Raw genomic sequence first — 17499 nt, forward strand, 5'->3', positions numbered from 1 at the left:
TGTGCTGCGTCGACGTGGGGGGTGCGGCCGTCGCGGGCCGGGTGCTGCCGGTCAGACCTCGGGCGACCGGCGGTCGGTGATGAGGGCCATGCGGGCGGACTCCAGCAGGCGCGCGGGGTCACCGCTCCTGGCGCCGGCGTCGAGGAGCGTGGTCAGCTCGGCCGCCTGCGAGGGGTCGGGCAGGCCGAGCGCGACGACGGGATCGGCCGCCTCCAGGGCGCCCCGCATGTCGATCAGCCGTACGACGACATCGTCACGCTGGAAGATCGTGCTGCGCAGGATCGGGCTGCGCGGGTCCTTCGCCGCCACCGCGTCCTGCTCGGCGAGGACCTCGGCCAGTCGCATGCCGAGACCCTCCCGGGCCGGGTAGTACAAGGCGTGCCGCTGCGCCTCGGTGACGTCCTGGGCCTGCGTCACGTGATGCACGGCGGGCAGGGCCGCACGGGTGAAGAAGACCCGGGCGGACTCCTGGTCGTCCAGGTCGCGGTCCTGCTCCAGATAGGGGTTGATGGCCTCCTCGACGGCCCGCACCTCGGGCTGGCGGGCGACGTGGCGCAGCGCCGTGAGCAGGTCGCCCCGTACCTCGATGGCGCGGACCACCCGGTTGCCGTGCATGTACAGGGAGGTGCGGCACAGCCGGGTGGTGTCGTCGACCTGCGGCTCGGGCGAGGCGTAGTCCGCCAGGATCTCGGCGACCTTCTCCTCGCTGCCCGGCTTGACCGTGAAGGTGAGGGCGTGGCGGACCACGCCGTCACCGATCCGGGGGGCCGCCTGCAGTCGGCGCTTGCCGGCCGTGGTGTCCGTGTCCGTCTCGCGGACGATGTGGAAGCGCAGCGACCGGGTGTCCCGGACGCAGGAGTGCAGTGGCTCCACCATCCGCACGTGCTCCTCGCTGTTCACCCAGGACAGGAACGGTGGGGCGCTCTCCCACTCGCTGGTGATGAGCCACTGGGAGGGGTTCTCGATCGACTGGCACAGCTGGTCACTGACGTGCCCGGGAACGGAGGCGACCTGGTTGCACAGCTGCTCGTAGGCTTCCAGGAACTGCTGCTGGGCTCCGTCGTAGACGTCCACCAGCAGGACGACCCGGAGCCTGGAGCCGTCGAACACGGACTGGGAGACATGGTGGGACGCCTGTCGCACCGACAGTTCTGAAACCCGTTCAGACATCGTGGTCATCCTGTGCGCATCTCCTTCGCGGGCCCCTGTGCCTGGTGTCAGGGGCGGCCGGTGGGCGGAACGGACAGCGACCGGCGCGCCGCGCAAGTAAACGCGCCGGTCGCATGGGCACGATCCTGCGCCGTGCCGTCCCACACCACGAGCGCAGCGGGGTAAGTGGGTGAAGGGTCGTCCGTACGGGCTCACCCGGTCGGCCGGTGCCCGGCGTGCGGGTCCGGTTCCCTCAAGCGCCCCTGCGTGGCCGAAGTACCGCGGAACGCGGGGCCGCTCGGGGATGTCCCGGCGCGTCAGGAGTCGGCGGCGAGCCGGTCGGCCCGCTCGGCCGCCTCGCGTGCTTCCCGTTCGGCCCGCGCCAGCGCCTCGCCGGCGGCCGCATGCTGTTCAGCCGCCCGCTGCCGCTCGCGTTCCGCCCGCCGCAGCATCTCGCGGGACCGGTCCAACTGCCGCTCGGCATCGGTCAGTCGCGCCTCGGCCACCGACTGTTCCGCGCGCTTCTCACGCAGCCGCTGAGCGGCCCGCTCGGCCGCCTCGCGGGCGCGGTCGAGCTGCTGCTGCCTGCGCTGTCTGCGCCGCTCGGCGAGCTCGTCCGCCCGGGCCGACGCCGACGGCGGTGCGGCCGTCCGCCGGGCCGGCTTCCGCGATACGCCGGGCAGCCGGGCGGCCTCGAAGTCCGCTGGCGGGGTCAGCGCACCACCCAGGCGGCCGGACGCCCACCGGTCGGCCGCGTCCGGGTCGGCCAGCACCGCGCGCAGGGTGGACTCGACCTCCTGCCGCGCCGCGTCCGACAGCCCGTGCCCGGCCTCCCGGGCGAGCTGGGCCGCCTGCCGGGACAGGACGGAGACGATCCGCCGGCGCTCTCCGGACAGCTCTTTGAGGCCGGCGGCGTCCAGCGTGCGGTACGCCTCGCGCAGCGCCCGGCCCAGCTCCAGGAACTGCCTGCTCTCCTCGGGACGGGAGCGCAGCAGCAGGTTCGCGGCCCAGGCGGCCAGGGTGGGGCGGCGGGCGGCGTGGATCCGGCGGGCGTCATCGGTACGACCCTCCGTCCTGGCCGCGGCCGCCAGTTCCTCCCGGCGGGCGACGAACCGGCCCGGCGGGGTGGTGTACAGCTCGTCGAGCACCGACTCCACCGCGTCGTGGGGCATGTCTTCCAGACTCCGCCGGACCGGCCCACCACGCACCCGCAGCGGGCCGGGGCGTCAGTCCTCGGACGACTGCTGGAGCATGGCGAGAGTCAGGACGTTGCCGCCGATGCCCCAGCCGCCGTCGGTGACCTCCTCGACCAGGACGAGGGTGTTGGCGCGGGCGCGCTCTCCGTAGAGGTCGACGTACAGCTCGGTGACGCGGGTGACGATCTCCTCCTTCTGCTTGTCGTCGAGGCTTCCGGCGGGCACCTTGAAGTTGGCGAACGGCATGGTGCTTCTCCTTGGGGTGTGAAAGGGGTGGGACGGAAAGGGGCTTCGAGGTGAGTGGGTGACCGTCAGACGATGCCGCCGTTGGCGCGGACCACCTGGCCGTTGACCCAGTGACCGGCCGGCGAGGCCAGGAAGGACACCACGGCGGCGATGTCGGCCGGGGTACCGAGGCGCTCCAGCGAGGGCTGGGCGGCCAGCCGGGCGACCGTCTCCTCGTCCTTGCCCTCGAGGAACAGATCGGTGGCGGTGGGCCCCGGGGCGACGGTGTTCACGGTGACGTCCCGCCCGCGCAGCTCCCGCGCGAGCACCATCGTGAGTGCCTCGACCGCGCCCTTGCTGGCGCTGTACGCGCCGTACCCGGGGAAGGCCAGACCCACCACCGAGGTGGAGAACGTGATCAGCGCGCCGCCGGGGCGCAGGGTCCGGGCGGCCTCCCGGGCGACCACGAAGGAACCGCGGATGTTGGTGCGGTGCATCGCGTCCAGCTCCGCCAGGTCCAGTTCGGCGACCGGCGACAGATACATGCGTCCGGCCGCGTGGACGACCACGTCGACCCCGCCGAACCGCGACTCGGCGGTGGCGAAGAGCGCGGCCACGTCCTCCTCGTCGGCGACGTCGGCCCGGACGGCGACCGCCCGGCCGCCGGCGGCCGCTACCTCCTTGACAGCGGCCTCGGCCAGTTCGCGGTTGCCCGCGTGACCGACCACCACGGCGTGACCGTCGGCGGCCAGCCGGCTCACCGTCTCACGGCCGATGCCGCGTGAGCCGCCGGTGACGACGGCGACCCTCGTCGCTTCCTGGGTGGACATGGTTACTCCTCCGACAGTGCGTGGTGCCGTGCTTGCGCCTCCAGCGTGGTCCGGCGCCCCGGTGGGAGCCATGGCTGTCTCCACCCGGGGGTCGGCAACCCCTGGCTCGGCCGGCCGATACGCGGGATCATGGCCGGGTGAACCAGTCCGAGCTCGCCGCCTTCCTGAAGTCCCGGCGCGACCGGGTCCGCCCGGCCGACGTCGGCCTGCCCGCCGGCCCCCGGCGCAGGGTGCCCGGACTGCGGCGCGAGGAGGTCGCCCAGCTGGCCGGGCTGTCCGCGGACTACTACACCGAGCTGGAACGCGGCCGCGGCGCCCAGCCCTCCGCCCAGGTCCTGGCCGCGCTCGCCCGCGCGCTCCGGCTGAACGGCGACGAACGCGACCACCTGTTCCACCTCGCCGACCGCCCGCTGCCCCCGGCGGCGCACGGCCCGGCCGCGCACGTCCAGCCCGCCCTGCTCGGTCTGCTGGACCGGCTCACCACCACGCCCGCGCAGGTGATCACGGACCTGCACGAGACACTCGTACAGAATCCCCTGGCCAGGGCGCTCCTCGGCCCGCCCCCGGCGACGACCGGACCCGCCGCGAGCTTCGTGTACCGCTGGTTCACCGACCCCGGAGCCCGCGCGGTCTACCCGGCCGAGGACCACCCTCACCACTCCCGGGTGTTCGTCGCCGACCTGCAGGCGGTCGCCGCCCGGCGCGGCAAGGACTCGGCGGTGGTCCGGATGGTCGCCGCGCTGCGCCGGCACAGCGAGGAGTTCGCGGCCCTGTGGGAGACCCGCGACGTCGCCCTGCGCCGCAGCGACCACAAGCGCATCGTCCATCCCGCCCTGGGCGTGATCGAGCTGGACTGCCACAACCTGTTCAGTGAGGACGGCCGCCAGCGCCTGCTGTGGTTCACCGCACCGCCGGGTACGGAGGGCGCCGCCCAGTTGGAGCTGCTCTCGGTCATCGGCACCCAGGACCTGACGGATGGCAGCCCGCCCCCGTCGCCGGAACCCTCACCGCGCGCGTGGTGATCGCGACCCTTTCGACGGGGGTTGGGCCTGCTCCCGGGGCGCGCGAGGCGGGGCTGCCCGGCCGATGGCACCCGCCCTCGGGAGGCTCGTGTACCACGACGGGACCAACAGTGGGCGAATCGGCCGATCCCGTACCGCGGCGACGCCGGATGCCCTACCGTGTAGCGCCGCGAAGCGGTCCATGCCGGGCCCGCACCGTCGCTGGGGGAGGACCGGGTGCAGACAGGGGACGATCGGCCCACGGGCCCTGACCGGTACCACGACCACGTCGACTTCCGGAACGGTCAGTTCCATGGGCCGGTGTCGTTCGGCCCCGGCTGCGAGCACGCGCCCCATGAGCCGACCGCCGTCTCCACCCTGCCGACGGTCCAGCACGGCTTCACCGGCCGCGAACGCGAACTCGGCCTCCTCCTGGAGGGGTTACGGCCGTCCGGCGACACCCCCTGCGCCGACTCACCCGTGATGTGGGCGGTGACCGGGCTGGGCGGCATCGGCAAGACGACACTCGCCCTGCAGGCCGCGCAGATCGCCAAGGACAAGGGCTGGTTCACCGGGGGCACCCTCTTCCTCGACCTCGCGGGCTACGAGGACACCCCGGTGACGCCCGCGCAGGCCGTCATGTCCCTTCTGTACGCCCTCGACATGGGCGGCGCCCACCTGCCGTCCGAGGAGGTTGACCCCTACGGGGTGTACCGCGGCAAGCTGGCCCGGCTCGCCGACCTCGGCAAGCGGGTGCTGCTGCTCCTCGACAACGTGTGCGAGCCGAGCCAGCTTCCGCCGCTGCTGCCCGGCGGCGCGGCGCACCGCGTCCTGTTCACCTCCCGCGAGTCGCATCCCTCACTGGCCGCCCGCGAGTTGTCCCTGGGCCCGCTGTGTCCGCAGGACTCCGCCGAGCTGATCGCCAGGGCGCTGCGCCTGCGCCAGGCGGACGACGAACGGCCGGAGCGGGAGGCCGAGGCCGTGCGCGAGCTGACCAGGCTGTGCGGCCACCTGCCCCTGGCCCTCCAGATCGCGGCCGCACTCCTGAGCGACCGCCCCTCACGCCGGGATGTGGCGTCCCTGGTCGACGAACTCCACTCCCGGACCGATCTCACCGACACACTCCGCAGCCAGGGCGTGGACCAGTACGGCAGGCCGCTGTCGCTGGCCCCCGTCTTCGAGGCCTGTGTGCGTCGCCTGCCCGAGGACCGGGCCCGGGCTCTGTACCTCCTGGCCCAGGTTCCGTGCGCCGACTACGGCACCGACACCGCCGCGGAGATCATGGGCCTGAGGGAGCACGTGGCACTGGACGTGCTCGACGACCTGGCCCGGGCCCACCTGGTGACCTGGGAGCGGCACGGTGACGGGACGGCCGTACGCTGGGGCATCCACGATCTCGTGCGCAGCTACGCGGCGGCCCCCGCCGCGTCCGGTCCCCGGCTGGCCGAGGAGGCGCGGACCGCACGGGCGCGGGCGAGAGCGCACTACCACCGGCGGGCCGCGCACTGCGACCGCCATATGCCGGTGCCGGTCCACGACCCGTCTCCCGCCGCCGCAGCGCGCCGGGACACCGCCCTGGCCTGGTTCGACAGCGAGCGGACCAATCTCTTGGCCGCGGTGCAGTGGCCGGACGAGGGCGACCCCCAGGCCCGTGTCGGCCTGGCGCTGCACCTGGCCGGCTACCTGCGCTGGCGCCGCTTCTACGACGACTGGGCCGCCGTCAGCCGCATCGCACGTGCCGTCGCCCAGCGGCTGGGGGACGACCACGCCGAAGCCACCGCCTGCAATCACCTGGGCAACGCGCTCTCGCGCGGCGGACACCCCGCAGCGGCCCTCGAACCACTCACCCACGCGGCCCACCTCTTCCGGCGCATCGCGGATCCCACCTGTGAGGGCATGGCCTGGAACAACCTCGGCCTCGCCCACCGCAGGACCGGGCACCACGATGTCGCCCTGGCCACCCATCTGCGCGCCAGGGACCGCTTCCGGGCCCTCCGGGACGAGTGGAACGAGGGCCGGGCCCAGCACAACCTGGGCCTGGCCCTGGACCACATGGGCCGCCACGCCGAGGCCGCCACCGCCCTCCGGCAGGCCTGCGAGCTCCACCAGGCGCACGACCGCATCTTCCACGGCGACTCGCTCAACAGCCTCGGCTGTGCCCTGCACGCGGCGGGCCGGGTCGAGGAGGCCGTGACCGCACTGGAAGGGTCACTGCGTATCCGTGAGGAGTACGACAACTGGTACGCCACGGTGCAGACGCAGTACAACCTCGCACGGTCCCTGGAGGCCGCGGGTCGACAGGCGGAGGCGGTGAGGATCCGGGTCGCGGCGGACGAGACCTGTGCTCTGAGAGGCGTCGGCCCGGTGGGTTGCGGACACCACTACTGACCGGCGAGGCGGCTCGCCACCGGCCGACGATCATGCCCTCCTCGGCGAGTCGTCGCCCGCCCGTGCGCGCAGCGCCGTGACGGACCACTCGACCGCCGGTGCCAGCGGCTCCGGGGTCGGCCAGCCGTTGACCAGGGCGAGCAGTGCGAAGTACCGGTCACGGCGCGGCTCGTGCGCGGCCGACAGACGCCGCACCAGCCATCGCCGCAGCTCGGCGTCGTCGGGGCGGCCGAAGGCCCGGGCACAGTGCCCGGTGAGCGCCGCGACCACGGGACCCGCCTCGGGCGAGTCCGGCGCGATGCCCGACCGCACGGCGGCCGTCGCGTGATCGCGGACGACCGCCACCGCGTCGGGGCGCGGCAGGACGGTGCCGCCCGCGTGACGGACGGCCGCATGGTCCGCCACGCCGCGCCGCAGACCGGAACGGAAGCCCGGGTCCAGGGAAAGTTCCGCGAGTTCCACCCAAGCCTCGACCTGTTCGTCCGTGGGGTCGTCAGGGAGCTCGGGCGTCATGGAACACCGGGCCGCGGCGTAGCCCGCGTCGTCTCCGAGACCGTCGAAGACGGCTTCGAGGAAGTCGTCGACCAGGCGACGGCGTTCGGCCGGGGCGAGCCGGGCCAGTCGGTGCATGTGCTCCATCTCCTCGAACTCCTCACAGGTGGGCCGGCGCCTTGCGACGGCCGTCAGCAGTGCGCGGCGCAGACGCAAGACCCCGATCTGTGCCTCCAGGGCCGCGGCGTGCCGCGCGGCGAGATCGCCGAGAGCCAGCTCCCGGTGCACGACCCCGCGGATCGCCTCGACTCCCAGCCCCAGTTCGCGCAGCGTGCGCACCAGGGCCAGCCGCGCCACGGCGTCGGGGCCGTACCGGCGGTGGCCGGCGGCGGTACGCCGAACCGGCGCCACGATGCCGTGGTCCGAGTAGCGCCGGACGGTCTTGACCGTCAGTCCGGTGCGCCGCGCCAGTTCACCGATCGAGTACAGGGAATCGCCGTCCATGACCTCACCTTTCCGTCTCCCCCCGGGGGAGATTCAAGTCCGTGGCCGAGTGGTCCGGCCGCGGCCCTGGGCGAGCGTGATGGTGGCGCACTCGCGTACAGGTGTCCCGAAGGGGAAAGATGAGACGCCGAGCGAGACATCAACCGAAGCGGAGGAACGCACCCATGCCGCACGAGCGAGCGGGCACGCCGGCCGGTCCCGAGGATCTGGTCGACGTGGCCCGGCTGGTCACCGCGTACTACGCGCTGCACCCGGATCCGGCCGAGCCCGGGCAGCGGGTCGCGTTCGGCACCTCCGGACACCGCGGATCGTCATCGGCGAGCGCGTTCAACGAGGACCACATCGCCGCCACCAGCCAGGCCATCTGCGAGTACCGGGAGAGCCAGGGCACCGACGGCCCGCTCTTCCTCGGGGCCGACACCCACGCGCTGTCAGAGCCGGCGAAGGTGACCGCGCTGGAGGTGTTCGCCGCCAACGGCGTGACGGTGCTGATCGACAGCGCGGACGGGTACACACCGACCCCGGCGGTCTCCCACGCCATCCTCACCCACAACCGGGGCCGCACCACCGGACTCGCGGACGGAGTCGTCGTCACCCCTTCGCACAACCCGCCCGCCGACGGCGGATTCAAGTACAACCCGCCGAACGGCGGCCCGGCGGCCTCGGACGCGACCTCCTGGATCCAGGACCGGGCCAACCAGATCATCGCGGGCGGCCTGAAGGACGTACGGCGGGTCTCCTACGCCAAGGCGCTCGCCGCCGACACGACCGGCCGGTACGACTTCCTGGGCACCTACGTCACCGACCTGCCGAGCGTCCTTGACCTCGACGCGATCCGGTCGGCCGGCGTGCGCATCGGAGCCGACCCGCTGGGCGGGGCGTCCGTCGCCTACTGGGGCCGGATCGCCGAACAGCACGGGCTCGACCTGACCGTGGTCAATCCGCACACCGACCCCACCTGGCGGTTCATGACCCTTGACTGGGACGGCCAGATCCGCATGGACTGCTCGTCGCCGTACGCGATGGCCTCCCTCATCGAGCAGCGGGACCGGTTCGCCATCTCCACCGGCAACGACGCCGACGCCGACCGGCACGGCATCGTCACCCCGGACGCGGGCCTGATGAACCCCAACCACTATCTCGCGGTCGCCATCTCCTATCTCTACAGCCACCGCGAGCAGTGGCCGGCCGGCACCGGCATCGGCAAGACCCTGGTGTCCTCCGGGATGATCGACCGGGTCGCGGCCGACCTCGGGCGGGAACTGGTCGAGGTGCCGGTCGGGTTCAAGTGGTTCGTGGACGGGCTGATCGGCGGCACGCTCGGCTTCGGCGGCGAGGAGTCGGCCGGCGCGTCGTTCCTGCGCCGGGACGGTTCGGTGTGGACGACGGACAAGGACGGCATCATCCTGGCCCTGCTGGCCTCCGAGATCACCGCCGTGACCGGCAGGACGCCGTCCGAGCACTACGCCGGACTGACCGCCCGCTTCGGCGAACCCGCCTACGCCCGCATCGACGCCCCGGCGTCCCGCGAGGAGAAGGCGCTGCTGGCCAAGCTCTCGCCGGCCCAGGTCACCGCCGAGTCCCTGGCCGGGGAACCGGTCACCGCCGTGCTCACCGAGGCCCCCGGCAACGGCGCCGCCATCGGGGGCATCAAGGTGACCACCGAGCACGCCTGGTTCGCGGCGCGGCCCTCCGGCACGGAGGACGTCTACAAGGTGTACGCCGAGTCGTTCCTCGGGGCCGGCCATCTCGCCCAGGTACAGGAGGAGGCGAAGTCCGTGGTGCTGGCGGCACTCGGCGGCTGAGGACTACTCGACGACTTCGGACGGGCCTGTTTGCCCGGCAACTGACCGGCAAGGTGATGTCCATGAGTGAATCGAACAACGACACGAAGCGAACGTCCGACTCCCAGCAGGGGACGGCTGCAAAGGCCCGGAGCGCCGCGGCCGACGCGACGGCTCCGGCGTCCCGGGGCGCGAAGAAGGCCGCCTCGAAGGCGGATGACGCGACGTCAGCGGCCAAGGAGGGCGCCGACAAGGCGACCGGGGCTGCGGCCGAGGCGACGACCGGGGCCGTGCAGGCCGGGGCCGAGAAGCTGGAGGCGGGCCGCCGTGCGGTCGTCGCGGCCTCCGGCCAGGTGGCGTCGACCGCCAGGACGGCCTGGACGGTCATCAGCCAGCGCAAGCTCGTCGCCGTGGCGGCGGGAGCCGGCCTGACCGCGGTGAGCGCCGCCTCGTACGCGGTGGGCCGCCGCGCGGGACGCCCCGCGCAGGGTCCCCTCACCCGACTCACCGGTGGCCGTATCTGACACCCGGGGGCGGCCGTGCCCGCCCCCGGGCCCTGTCCGGGAACCGTTCGCCGCGTTCCAAACCAGCAACTAGCCGGATCGGACGCCTCCGGCCGGGTGAACCGGCCCGAGCCCGTCTCCGTCCCGCGGGGCATGCATGACAGTCCCGGCCGTTTCCGGCCGAGTCGGGGGAGACGACGCGCTGGAGGCGAGTGATGAAGGAAAGAGCCGATTCCGCCGACCGCGGCACCCACCGGGTACCGGTCCTCATCGTCGGCGGTTCCCTGGTCGGCCTGTCCACCTCGGTGTTCCTGGGCCGGCTGGGAGTTCCGCACACGCTGGTGGAGCGCCACGCCGGTACGTCCATCCACCCCCGTGGTCGCGGCAACAACGTACGGACCATGGAGCTTTTCCGGGTGGCCGGGGTCGAGCCCGGGATCCGGCAGGCCGCGGCCACGCTGGCCGGCAACCACGGCATCCTGCAGACCCCCACCCTGGTCGGCGACGCGGGTGAATGGCTGTTCAAAGAGATCGACCCGGGCGGCGGACTGGCCCGGTTCAGCCCCAGCACATGGTGTCTGTGCAGCCAGAACGACCTGGAACCCGTCCTCCTCGACCACGCCGTCGGCCAGGGCGGCGACCTGCGGTACCACACCGAGCTGATGTCGTTCGACGCCGACCCCACCGGGGTCACCGCGGTGGTCAAGAGCCGTGACACCGGAGAGCACACCACCATCCGCGCGGACTACCTGGTCGCCGCCGACGGCCCCCGCAGCCCCGTCCGCGAACAGCTCGGCATCGGGCAGAGCGGCCCCGGCGACCTGTTCCACAACATCAGCATGACCTTCCGCTCCCGCCGCCTCGCCGACGTGGTGGGCGAGCGCCGCTTCATCGTCTGCTACCTGACCAGCCCGGACGCCGACGGGGCGCTGCTTCCGGTCGACAACAAGGAGAACTGGGTCTTCCACGCCCCCTGGCACCCCGAACACGGCGAGACCCTGGAGGAGTTCACCGACGAGCGGTGCGTCGACCACATCCGCCGCGCGGTCGGTGACCTGGACCTCGACGTGGAGATCACCGGCCGGGCGCCCTGGCACGCCGCCCAGCGCGTCGCCCGCAGCTACCGGTCCGACCGGGTCTTCCTGGCCGGGGACTCGGCGCACGAGATGTCCCCCACGGGGGCCTTCGGCTCCAACACCGGCATCCAGGACGCCCACAACCTCGCCTGGAAGCTGGCCGCGGTGCTCGGCGGCTGGGCGGGGGAGGAGCTGCTGGACACCTACGACACCGAGCGTCGCCCGGTCGCGGAGGCGACCAGCGCCCGGGCCGCAGGCCGTTCGGTGGAGCACAGCCACCCGGGTTTCGCCCCGGCCCCCGGCATGGGCAGTGGCGGACCGCAGCGCGGCATCCTCAACGTCGCCCTGGGCTACCGCTACCCGCAGGGCGCGGTGGTGGACGCCGACCCGGCGACCCCGGTCGTCCCCGAGGCACTGCACCTGACCGGTGAACCGGGCAGCCGGGCCCCGCACATGTGGCTGCGGCGTGACGGAGAGCGTGTCTCCACCCTCGACCTCTACGAACGCGACATGGTCCTGCTCAGCGACGCGGAGGAGAAGGGCGGGACGGGCGGCTGGCACGAGGCCGCCACCCGCCTCGCCGAACAGATGCCGATCCCGCTGACCTCGTACCGCGTGGGCACCGGACCCGACACCGACCTGACGCCCGAGGGCGACGTGAACTGGGCCGAGCGGCACGGCACGACACCCGGGGGCGCCGTGCTCGTCCGCCCGGACGGGTTCGTGGCATGGCGGTCGCCGGGCCCGGTCGAGGAGCCCGCGCTGACCCTGCGCGAGGTCCTGGGCACCGTCCTGGCACGCGCCGACCTCATCGGCCCGGGCGACCTGCCCTAGGCGTTCAGCCGCACGGGAAGCTCGAACAGGTCGTTCTGCGTCACCACCGGCTTGTTGCGCAGCTCGGAGGCGGGCACCGCCAGGTCCAGCCCGGGGAAACGGGCGTACAGCGCGGGCAGTGCCACCCCCGCCTCCAGCCGGGACAGGGCCGCGCCCGGGCAGACGTGCGGGCCGTGGCCGAAGGCGATGTGACGGTTCTTCGACTCGCGGGTGATGTCGAAGTCACCCGCGGTCGGCCCGTGCGCCTTCTCGTCCCGGCCTATCGCGCCGTACGACACGATCAGGGCGTCGCCGGCCGGGATCACCCGGTCGCCGACCGGCACGTCCTCGGTCGCGAAGCGGATCAGGACGTGCGAGGTCGGCGTCGACCAGCGCAGCGTCTCCTCGACCACCGCCGACCAGTCCGCCTCCCCGGACAGCGCGAGCGCGCGCTGGTCGGGATGGGTGGAGAGGTTGACGACGGCGTTGACGATCAGGGAGATGGTCGTCTCGTGGCCCGCGGCGACCATCAGCTGCAGGGTGGAGACGATCTCCTCGTCGGTGAGCCGGTCGCCGTCCTCGGGGGCGAGGATCAGGGCGCTGGTCAGGTCGTCGCCCGGCGCCGCCCGTTTGGCGGCCACCGTCTCGGCCATGATCTGCGCCAGCTCCGTCAGGGTCGCGATGACCTCCTCGGGCGGGGTCTGGGTGGAGAAGAACTTCTCGAACAGCACCTTCAGCCGGGGCAGCCGGGCCTCGTCGAGCCCCATGAGGTCGGCGACGACGTACATGGGCAGCGGGTAGGCGAACTCCGCCTTGAGGTCGACGACGTCCCGGCCGGTGGGCAGCCGGTCGAGCAGCTCCTCGGTGAGCTTGGTGATCCGCTCCCGCATCCGCTCCACCCGGCGCGGGGTGAGCGCCTGGGCGACCAGGGTGCGCATCCGGCGGTGGTCCGCCCCGTCCACGGTCAGCATGGAGCGGCCCGGGTTCGCCAGCCCGATCAGTGGCCAGTCCGCGGGGATCTCCCCGCGCTGCCAGGCGCCCCACACGTTGATGTCCTTGACCAGACGCGGATCGGTGAGCAGCGCCTTGGCCTCGGCGTGGTGGGTGACGGCCCAGACGGGGACGCCGCCCGGCAGTTCGACGGCGGCGAGCGGACCGGCCGCGCGCAGTGCCGCGCTCTCGCCGTCCAGGTCGGTGACGAAGGGGTCGAGGGCGATCCGGGTTGCTTCGGTACCGGTCGTCATCGTGACATGCCTCCAGGGCGGACGGGTTCAGAGGGCGGGTACGGGCGTGAACCGCACGGGCAGTTCGGTCAGGCCCCGCAGCCAGGGCGAGGGCCGGCGGGTGAGGGACCCGGCGGGCACCGCCAGGTCGATGTCCGGCAGCCGGTCGAGGACGACCTCGATGCCGGTCCGCGCGATCACCTCGGCCACCTCCTGCGCGGGGAACGGGCAGCGGTGCTCGCCGTGGCCGAAGGAGAAGTGCGCGTTGTTGCCGCCGGTCAGGGCCGAGCCGTCGGTGCGGACCTGAGGGTCGGAGTTGGCGCCCTGCAGGCCGAGCAGCAGCAGGTCACCGGCCCGGATGCGGCGCCCGCCGAGATGGGTGTCGCGTGAGGCCCAGCGGCCGGCCACGTTCTGGGTGGGCGCGTCCTCCCACAGCACCTCGTTCATGGCCTCGGCGACGCTGTTGCGGCCGCCGAAGAGGGAGGCGGCGAAGCGGTCGTCGGTGAGCATCAGCCTGAGGGAGTTGCCGATCCAGTCGGCGGTCGGCTGGTGCCCGGCCGCCATCATCACCATCAGGTCCTGGGCGATCTCCTCGTCGCTGAACCCGCTGTCGTCGGCGAGCATCCGGGAGACGACGTCGTTCGCGGGCCGCGCCCTGCGGTCGGCGAGCAGCTGTGCCATCGAGGCCCCCAGGTGGGTCTGGCCCGCGATGGCCCGCTCCCGGCCGTCGATCATGTCGTTGAGGGCGGTGACCAGGCCCGGTCCCTCCTCGTCGGAGAAGCCGTAGAGCCGGGCCAGGACACGCACGGGCAGCAGCATCGCGTACTGGGCGACCAGGTCGGCCTCGCCCACGGTGCACACGGCGTCGACGAGCTCGTCGGCGAACCGCTCGGCGTGACCGCGCAGCGCGGACGGGTCCACCGCCTCCAGGGCGTCGCTGATCATCGCGGCACGCTGCCGGTGGCGTTCGCCGACGGTGTACAGGATCGACGGCTGCTTGCGGCCGATCATCGGCAGCAGCGGCCAGTCCGGGGGAATCGTGTCCCACTGGTTCCACAGGTCGGAGTCGCGGCTGAACAGCACCGGGTCGCCGGTGACCTGGTGCAGTTCGCGGTAGCCGAGCACCAGCCAGGCGGGTACGTCACCGTCGAGCAGTACCGGGGCGACGGCGCCGTGCTCGCGCCGCATCTCCCGGTACAGGCGTGCGGGCTCGGTCTGGAACAGGGGTCCGCCGAGGGGAACGGCGTCGGGGGTCACACGAACTCCTGTCGGGGCTGGGCCGCCGGGGCGGACCGGCCGGCGTAGTGCTGCTGGATGTGCTGGACCAAGGTGATGAGCACCTGCTTGCTCGACTCGCGCGAGCGGGCGTCGCAGTCGACCAGGGGCACGTGCGGGTCCAGGTCGAGGGCCTCGCGGACCGCGCCCGGCGGGTGCGCGGGGCCGCCGAAATCGTTGCAGGCCACGATGAACGGCGTGCCGTGGTGCTCTAGCCGGTCGATGGCGTACCAGGACTCGTCGATCCGGCGGGTGTCGAGGAGGACGACCGCGCCGAGGGTGCCGGAGAACAGCCGGTCCCACAGGAACCAGAACCGCTCCTGGCCCGGCGCGCCGAACAGGTACAGCACGTTGCGCGCGTCCAGCGTGATCCGGCCGAAGTCGAAGGCGACGGTGGTGGCGTTCTTGCCGCGCACCTGCCGGATGTCGTCGACCGTCTCGCCCGCCCGGGTCATCGTCTCCTCGGTGTTCAGGGGACGGATCTCGCTGACCGAGCGGACCAGCGTGGTCTTGCCGACGCCGAAACCGCCCACGACCACGATCTTCAGACCGTTGTCGGCGGAGGCACCCAGCGGGGTGCGCGCGTCAGAGGTTACGGAGTCCAACGAGCACCTGTTCCAGGATGTCGGGGTCGTGAACGGCCGGTCTGCGGGGGTGGCGGGCGCTGACCCGGCCCGCCGCGAGCAGGTCGCACAACAGGACCTTGGTGATACTCACGGGCAGCCGCAGCTCCGCGGCGATCTCCACCACGGAGGTGGGGGACTCGGCCAGGCGCAGGATCGCCGCGAGCTCCGACTGCATCCCGGTGACCGGCGCGGACTCGGCGACGACGAGCGTTACCAGGTCGAAGGGGTTGTCGGGGCCGGACCGGCTGCGTCCACCGGTGATGGTGTAGAGGCGGTCGGGAGCGTCGTCCCGGCCGGGGCGGCTCATGAGGTACGCGGCGGAGCGCTCAGGTGCTCGCCGAGCTGCTCCACCAGTTCGCTCATGTTGTGCCCCACCATCCCGGGGTCCGCGTCCTCGGTGGTCACGACGGCGAGGTGGGCGCCGTTACCGGCCTCCACGATGAACAGCACGCCCCCGTAGAACTCGGTCATCGCCGACCGCACGCCTCCGCTGCCGTCGCCGAACTCCACGGACGCCCCGTGCGACAGCGACTGGATGCCGGCCGCGATGGCCGCGAGCTGGTCGGCCTGGTCGACGCTCAGCTCGGGCGTACGGCACAGTTTCAGCCCGTCGCGGGAGAGCACGAGTGCGTGCCGCGCGCCCGGGGTGCGCTCCAGAAGACCCTCGATGAGCCAGGTGAGCTTCTCGTCGGCGGTGGTCGTGCCGGTCATGAGGTGGTGTCGCCTTCCGGGTGGGCCTGTGGGTGGGAGGGGTTCGTGTTCGGCGGCGCGGTGTCGTCGTACGGCGTGCGGTCCGGCGTCGCGTGGTCCGGCGCGGTGTGGTCCGCGGCAGGTGTGCGCACGGCCCGGCGGAAGCTGCTGAAACGGGCGGCGCGGACCCTGGCGTCGTCGGCGGCGGGCGTACGGCCCGGCCCGGCGGCCGGGGGAGTGCCGCCCGGCTCGGCGGACCGGGGCGCGGGCCTCGCCCGCTCGGCGGCGGCGAGGGTACGGCCCCTGCGGCGCTTGGGAAGCGACGTCGGCTCGTCGTCGGCGTCGTCCGCGTCGTCGTCCGCAGCCTCGTGCAGCGGGACCGGGTCCGTCCGCGGCGCTTCGGCGACCGGGGCCGGGGCGTCCGGTTCCGTGGGACGCGGCCCCTCGGCGGCGGGCGGCGCGACGGCCGCCACCGGTTCGGCGGGGTGCGGGCCGGTGAGGATCTCCTGCGGGATGAGCACCAACACCCCGGTGCCGCCGCGCGCGGACGGCCGGAAGGACACACGCAGACCGTGCTTGCGGGCCAGTCGGCCGACCACGGCGAGCCCCAGCCGGGTGCCGGTCAGACCGCCCAGCTCGGAGCTGTCGCCCGCGACCGCCCGTTCGGCGCGGCGCAGCTGGACGTCGCCCATCACCAGTCCGCTGTCCTCCACGGACACGATGGCGCCGGCCGGCACCTCCTCGACGTACACGTGGACCTCGGCCGTCGGGGGCGAGAAGTTGGCGGCGTTGTCGAGCAGCTCGGCCAGTGCGTGCATCACGCCCTCGGCCGCGTGACCGGCGACGGCCGTGTCGCTGACCGAGTGGACGCGCACCCGCCGGTAGCCGCTGATCCGTCCCATGGCGCCGCGCAGGATCGACTCCATCGCGATGGGCCGCGCCCAGCGGCGGCCGGTGCGCGCTCCGGTCAGGACGGCGATGGAGTCCGCGAGCCGGCCCGCCTGCGCGGTGCGGTGGTCGAGGTGGAGGAGGTCGGCGAGGACGTCCTCGTCGGTGTGGCGGTCCTCCATCGCGCGCAGGTCGGCGAGGGTGGCGGTGGCCAGGGCCTGCATACGGCCGGCCGCGCTGGACGTCGCGGCGATCGCCGCCGCCCGCTCCCGGGTGGCGCGCTCGAGCCGCGCGGCGAGGTCGGCGTTCTCCTGGTCGAGGCGGTCCAGCTCCTGTGCGGCCTCCGCCTCGATCCGGCCCAGTTCCCGGTGGAAGGACTCCGTCAGTTCGGCCCGCTGCTCGGCCAGCTCGTCGATCAGGCGCTGCTGCTCCTGCCGGGACTCCTCGGTCGCCCGGGCCTGCTGCTGCAGGAGCCGGCCGAGGTCCTGCGTCACGGTCTCCAGCCTGCGCCGGGCGCCGCGCTCGCCCTGCACGGCGTGCACCGCGGAGGCCACCGCCGCGCACAGCACCAGTGCCGCGGCACTCGCCCCCAGGGCGAGCGGAGTGCGTACCGACGACGGCGCCAGGTCGACCGCTGTGACGACGACGAGCGCGGAAAGGAGGCCGGTCAGCGCCAGGGCGGGGGCGATCGTGCGGAGGGTGGGGCGTTCGCCGTCAGGTGTGGGCGCGGTCATCAGTGGGTCCTAGGGCAGCTGCCGGACAGGGGCACCGGCAGATGTGAGTGAGTGGTGACGCTTGGTGCTCAACTGGCGGTCACTATACGAGAGTTCTTGATC

Annotated in this window: 16 protein-coding genes; 5 read left to right on the top strand and 11 right to left on the bottom strand. The window is 73.2% G+C overall.

Annotated features, from left to right (window positions below):
* Positions 1-51: 51 nt before the first annotated feature.
* From ACFYZQ_RS06785 to ACFYZQ_RS06800, 4 genes are all read right to left on the bottom strand, one after another.
* Positions 52-1179, bottom strand: a complete 1128-nt coding sequence (locus ACFYZQ_RS06785; RefSeq protein WP_389142395.1) for a SchA/CurD-like domain-containing protein — start codon at positions 1177-1179, stop codon at positions 52-54.
* A gap of 287 nt (positions 1180-1466) precedes the next feature.
* A complete protein-coding gene (locus ACFYZQ_RS06790; RefSeq protein ID WP_389142397.1) occupies positions 1467-2321 on the bottom strand; it encodes a hypothetical protein in 855 nt (284 codons plus the stop codon).
* Positions 2322-2375: 54 nt separating this feature from the next.
* On the bottom strand, positions 2376-2591 hold the full coding sequence (locus ACFYZQ_RS06795; RefSeq protein ID WP_389142399.1) for a tautomerase family protein: 216 nt from the start codon (positions 2589-2591) through the stop codon (positions 2376-2378).
* A gap of 65 nt (positions 2592-2656) precedes the next feature.
* Entirely contained in the window at positions 2657-3400 is a 744-nt protein-coding gene (locus ACFYZQ_RS06800) for an SDR family oxidoreductase (protein WP_389142401.1), read from the bottom strand.
* 137 nt (positions 3401-3537) lie between these two features.
* Between ACFYZQ_RS06800 and ACFYZQ_RS06805 the strand changes: the two genes are divergently transcribed.
* Together ACFYZQ_RS06805 and ACFYZQ_RS06810 are read left to right on the top strand one after the other, a co-directional pair.
* The gene (locus ACFYZQ_RS06805) at positions 3538-4422 is read left to right on the top strand and encodes a helix-turn-helix domain-containing protein (protein WP_389142403.1); all 885 of its coding nucleotides are present in this window, start codon (positions 3538-3540) and stop codon (positions 4420-4422) included.
* Between the two features lie 216 nt (positions 4423-4638).
* The gene (locus ACFYZQ_RS06810; RefSeq protein WP_389142405.1) at positions 4639-6789 is read left to right on the top strand and encodes a tetratricopeptide repeat protein; all 2151 of its coding nucleotides are present in this window, start codon (positions 4639-4641) and stop codon (positions 6787-6789) included.
* A gap of 30 nt (positions 6790-6819) precedes the next feature.
* On the opposite strand, the gene ACFYZQ_RS06815 is transcribed toward ACFYZQ_RS06810, so the two are convergent.
* Complete coding sequence (locus ACFYZQ_RS06815) at positions 6820-7785, bottom strand: MerR family transcriptional regulator (protein ID WP_389142407.1); 966 nt, start codon at positions 7783-7785, stop codon at positions 6820-6822.
* A 164-nt stretch (positions 7786-7949) separates the two neighbouring features.
* On the opposite strand from ACFYZQ_RS06815, the gene pgm reads away from it, so the two are divergent.
* The 3 genes from pgm (at position 7950) to ACFYZQ_RS06830 (ending at position 11982) form a co-directional block, all read left to right on the top strand.
* Positions 7950-9590 carry a phosphoglucomutase (alpha-D-glucose-1,6-bisphosphate-dependent) gene (gene pgm, locus ACFYZQ_RS06820; protein ID WP_389142409.1) on the top strand — a complete coding sequence of 547 codons (1641 nt, stop codon included), beginning with the start codon at positions 7950-7952 and terminating at the stop codon, positions 9588-9590.
* Positions 9591-9646: 56 nt separating this feature from the next.
* Positions 9647-10093 (top strand): hypothetical protein, encoded by a 447-nt coding sequence (locus ACFYZQ_RS06825; protein ID WP_389142411.1) that lies wholly within the window; start codon positions 9647-9649, stop codon positions 10091-10093.
* A 194-nt stretch (positions 10094-10287) separates the two neighbouring features.
* The gene (locus ACFYZQ_RS06830) at positions 10288-11982 is read left to right on the top strand and encodes an FAD-dependent oxidoreductase (RefSeq protein WP_389142413.1); all 1695 of its coding nucleotides are present in this window, start codon (positions 10288-10290) and stop codon (positions 11980-11982) included.
* Here the strand turns inward: ACFYZQ_RS06830 and ACFYZQ_RS06835 are convergent.
* The 6 genes from ACFYZQ_RS06835 to ACFYZQ_RS06860 are packed head-to-tail and all read right to left on the bottom strand — an operon-like array spanning position 11979 to position 17397.
* A complete protein-coding gene (locus ACFYZQ_RS06835) occupies positions 11979-13205 on the bottom strand; it encodes a cytochrome P450 (protein ID WP_389142415.1) in 1227 nt (408 codons plus the stop codon). The genes ACFYZQ_RS06830 and ACFYZQ_RS06835 overlap by 4 nt on opposite strands.
* A gap of 27 nt (positions 13206-13232) precedes the next feature.
* Positions 13233-14441, bottom strand: a complete 1209-nt coding sequence (locus tag ACFYZQ_RS06840; protein WP_389142417.1) for a cytochrome P450 — start codon at positions 14439-14441, stop codon at positions 13233-13235.
* Positions 14438-15064, bottom strand: a complete 627-nt coding sequence (locus tag ACFYZQ_RS06845; RefSeq protein WP_389142419.1) for an ATP/GTP-binding protein — start codon at positions 15062-15064, stop codon at positions 14438-14440. The genes ACFYZQ_RS06840 and ACFYZQ_RS06845 overlap by 4 nt, the downstream gene beginning before the upstream one ends.
* Complete coding sequence (locus ACFYZQ_RS06850; protein WP_389142421.1) at positions 15045-15392, bottom strand: DUF742 domain-containing protein; 348 nt, start codon at positions 15390-15392, stop codon at positions 15045-15047. Before ACFYZQ_RS06850 ends, ACFYZQ_RS06845 begins: the two co-directional genes overlap by 20 nt.
* A complete protein-coding gene (locus ACFYZQ_RS06855) occupies positions 15389-15796 on the bottom strand; it encodes a roadblock/LC7 domain-containing protein (RefSeq protein ID WP_388793491.1) in 408 nt (135 codons plus the stop codon). Before ACFYZQ_RS06855 ends, ACFYZQ_RS06850 begins: the two co-directional genes overlap by 4 nt.
* Entirely contained in the window at positions 15793-17397 is a 1605-nt protein-coding gene (locus ACFYZQ_RS06860) for an ATP-binding protein (RefSeq protein ID WP_389142423.1), read from the bottom strand. The genes ACFYZQ_RS06855 and ACFYZQ_RS06860 overlap by 4 nt, the downstream gene beginning before the upstream one ends.
* Positions 17398-17499: the final 102 nt, after the last annotated feature.

The organism is Streptomyces sp. NPDC001843 (assembly GCF_042891955.1).
GTDB lineage: Bacteria > Actinomycetota > Actinomycetes > Streptomycetales > Streptomycetaceae > Streptomyces.

Bases quoted from the DNA above. Each gene is read 5' to 3' on its own strand.
- ACFYZQ_RS06785 (WP_389142395.1), bottom strand. From the start codon at position 1,179: ATGACCACGATGTCTGAACGGGTTTCAGAACTGTCGGTGCGACAGGCG.
- ACFYZQ_RS06790 (WP_389142397.1), bottom strand. From the start codon at position 2,321: ATGCCCCACGACGCGGTGGAGTCGGTGCTCGACGAGCTGTACACCACC.
- ACFYZQ_RS06795 (WP_389142399.1), bottom strand. From the start codon at position 2,591: ATGCCGTTCGCCAACTTCAAGGTGCCCGCCGGAAGCCTCGACGACAAG.
- ACFYZQ_RS06800 (WP_389142401.1), bottom strand. From the start codon at position 3,400: ATGTCCACCCAGGAAGCGACGAGGGTCGCCGTCGTCACCGGCGGCTCA.
- ACFYZQ_RS06815 (WP_389142407.1), bottom strand. From the start codon at position 7,785: ATGGACGGCGATTCCCTGTACTCGATCGGTGAACTGGCGCGGCGCACC.
- pgm (WP_389142409.1), top strand. From the start codon at position 7,950: ATGCCGCACGAGCGAGCGGGCACGCCGGCCGGTCCCGAGGATCTGGTC.
- ACFYZQ_RS06825 (WP_389142411.1), top strand. From the start codon at position 9,647: ATGTCCATGAGTGAATCGAACAACGACACGAAGCGAACGTCCGACTCC.
- ACFYZQ_RS06830 (WP_389142413.1), top strand. From the start codon at position 10,288: ATGAAGGAAAGAGCCGATTCCGCCGACCGCGGCACCCACCGGGTACCG.
- ACFYZQ_RS06835 (WP_389142415.1), bottom strand. From the start codon at position 13,205: ATGACGACCGGTACCGAAGCAACCCGGATCGCCCTCGACCCCTTCGTC.
- ACFYZQ_RS06850 (WP_389142421.1), bottom strand. From the start codon at position 15,392: ATGAGCCGCCCCGGCCGGGACGACGCTCCCGACCGCCTCTACACCATC.
- ACFYZQ_RS06855 (WP_388793491.1), bottom strand. From the start codon at position 15,796: ATGACCGGCACGACCACCGCCGACGAGAAGCTCACCTGGCTCATCGAG.
- ACFYZQ_RS06860 (WP_389142423.1), bottom strand. From the start codon at position 17,397: ATGACCGCGCCCACACCTGACGGCGAACGCCCCACCCTCCGCACGATC.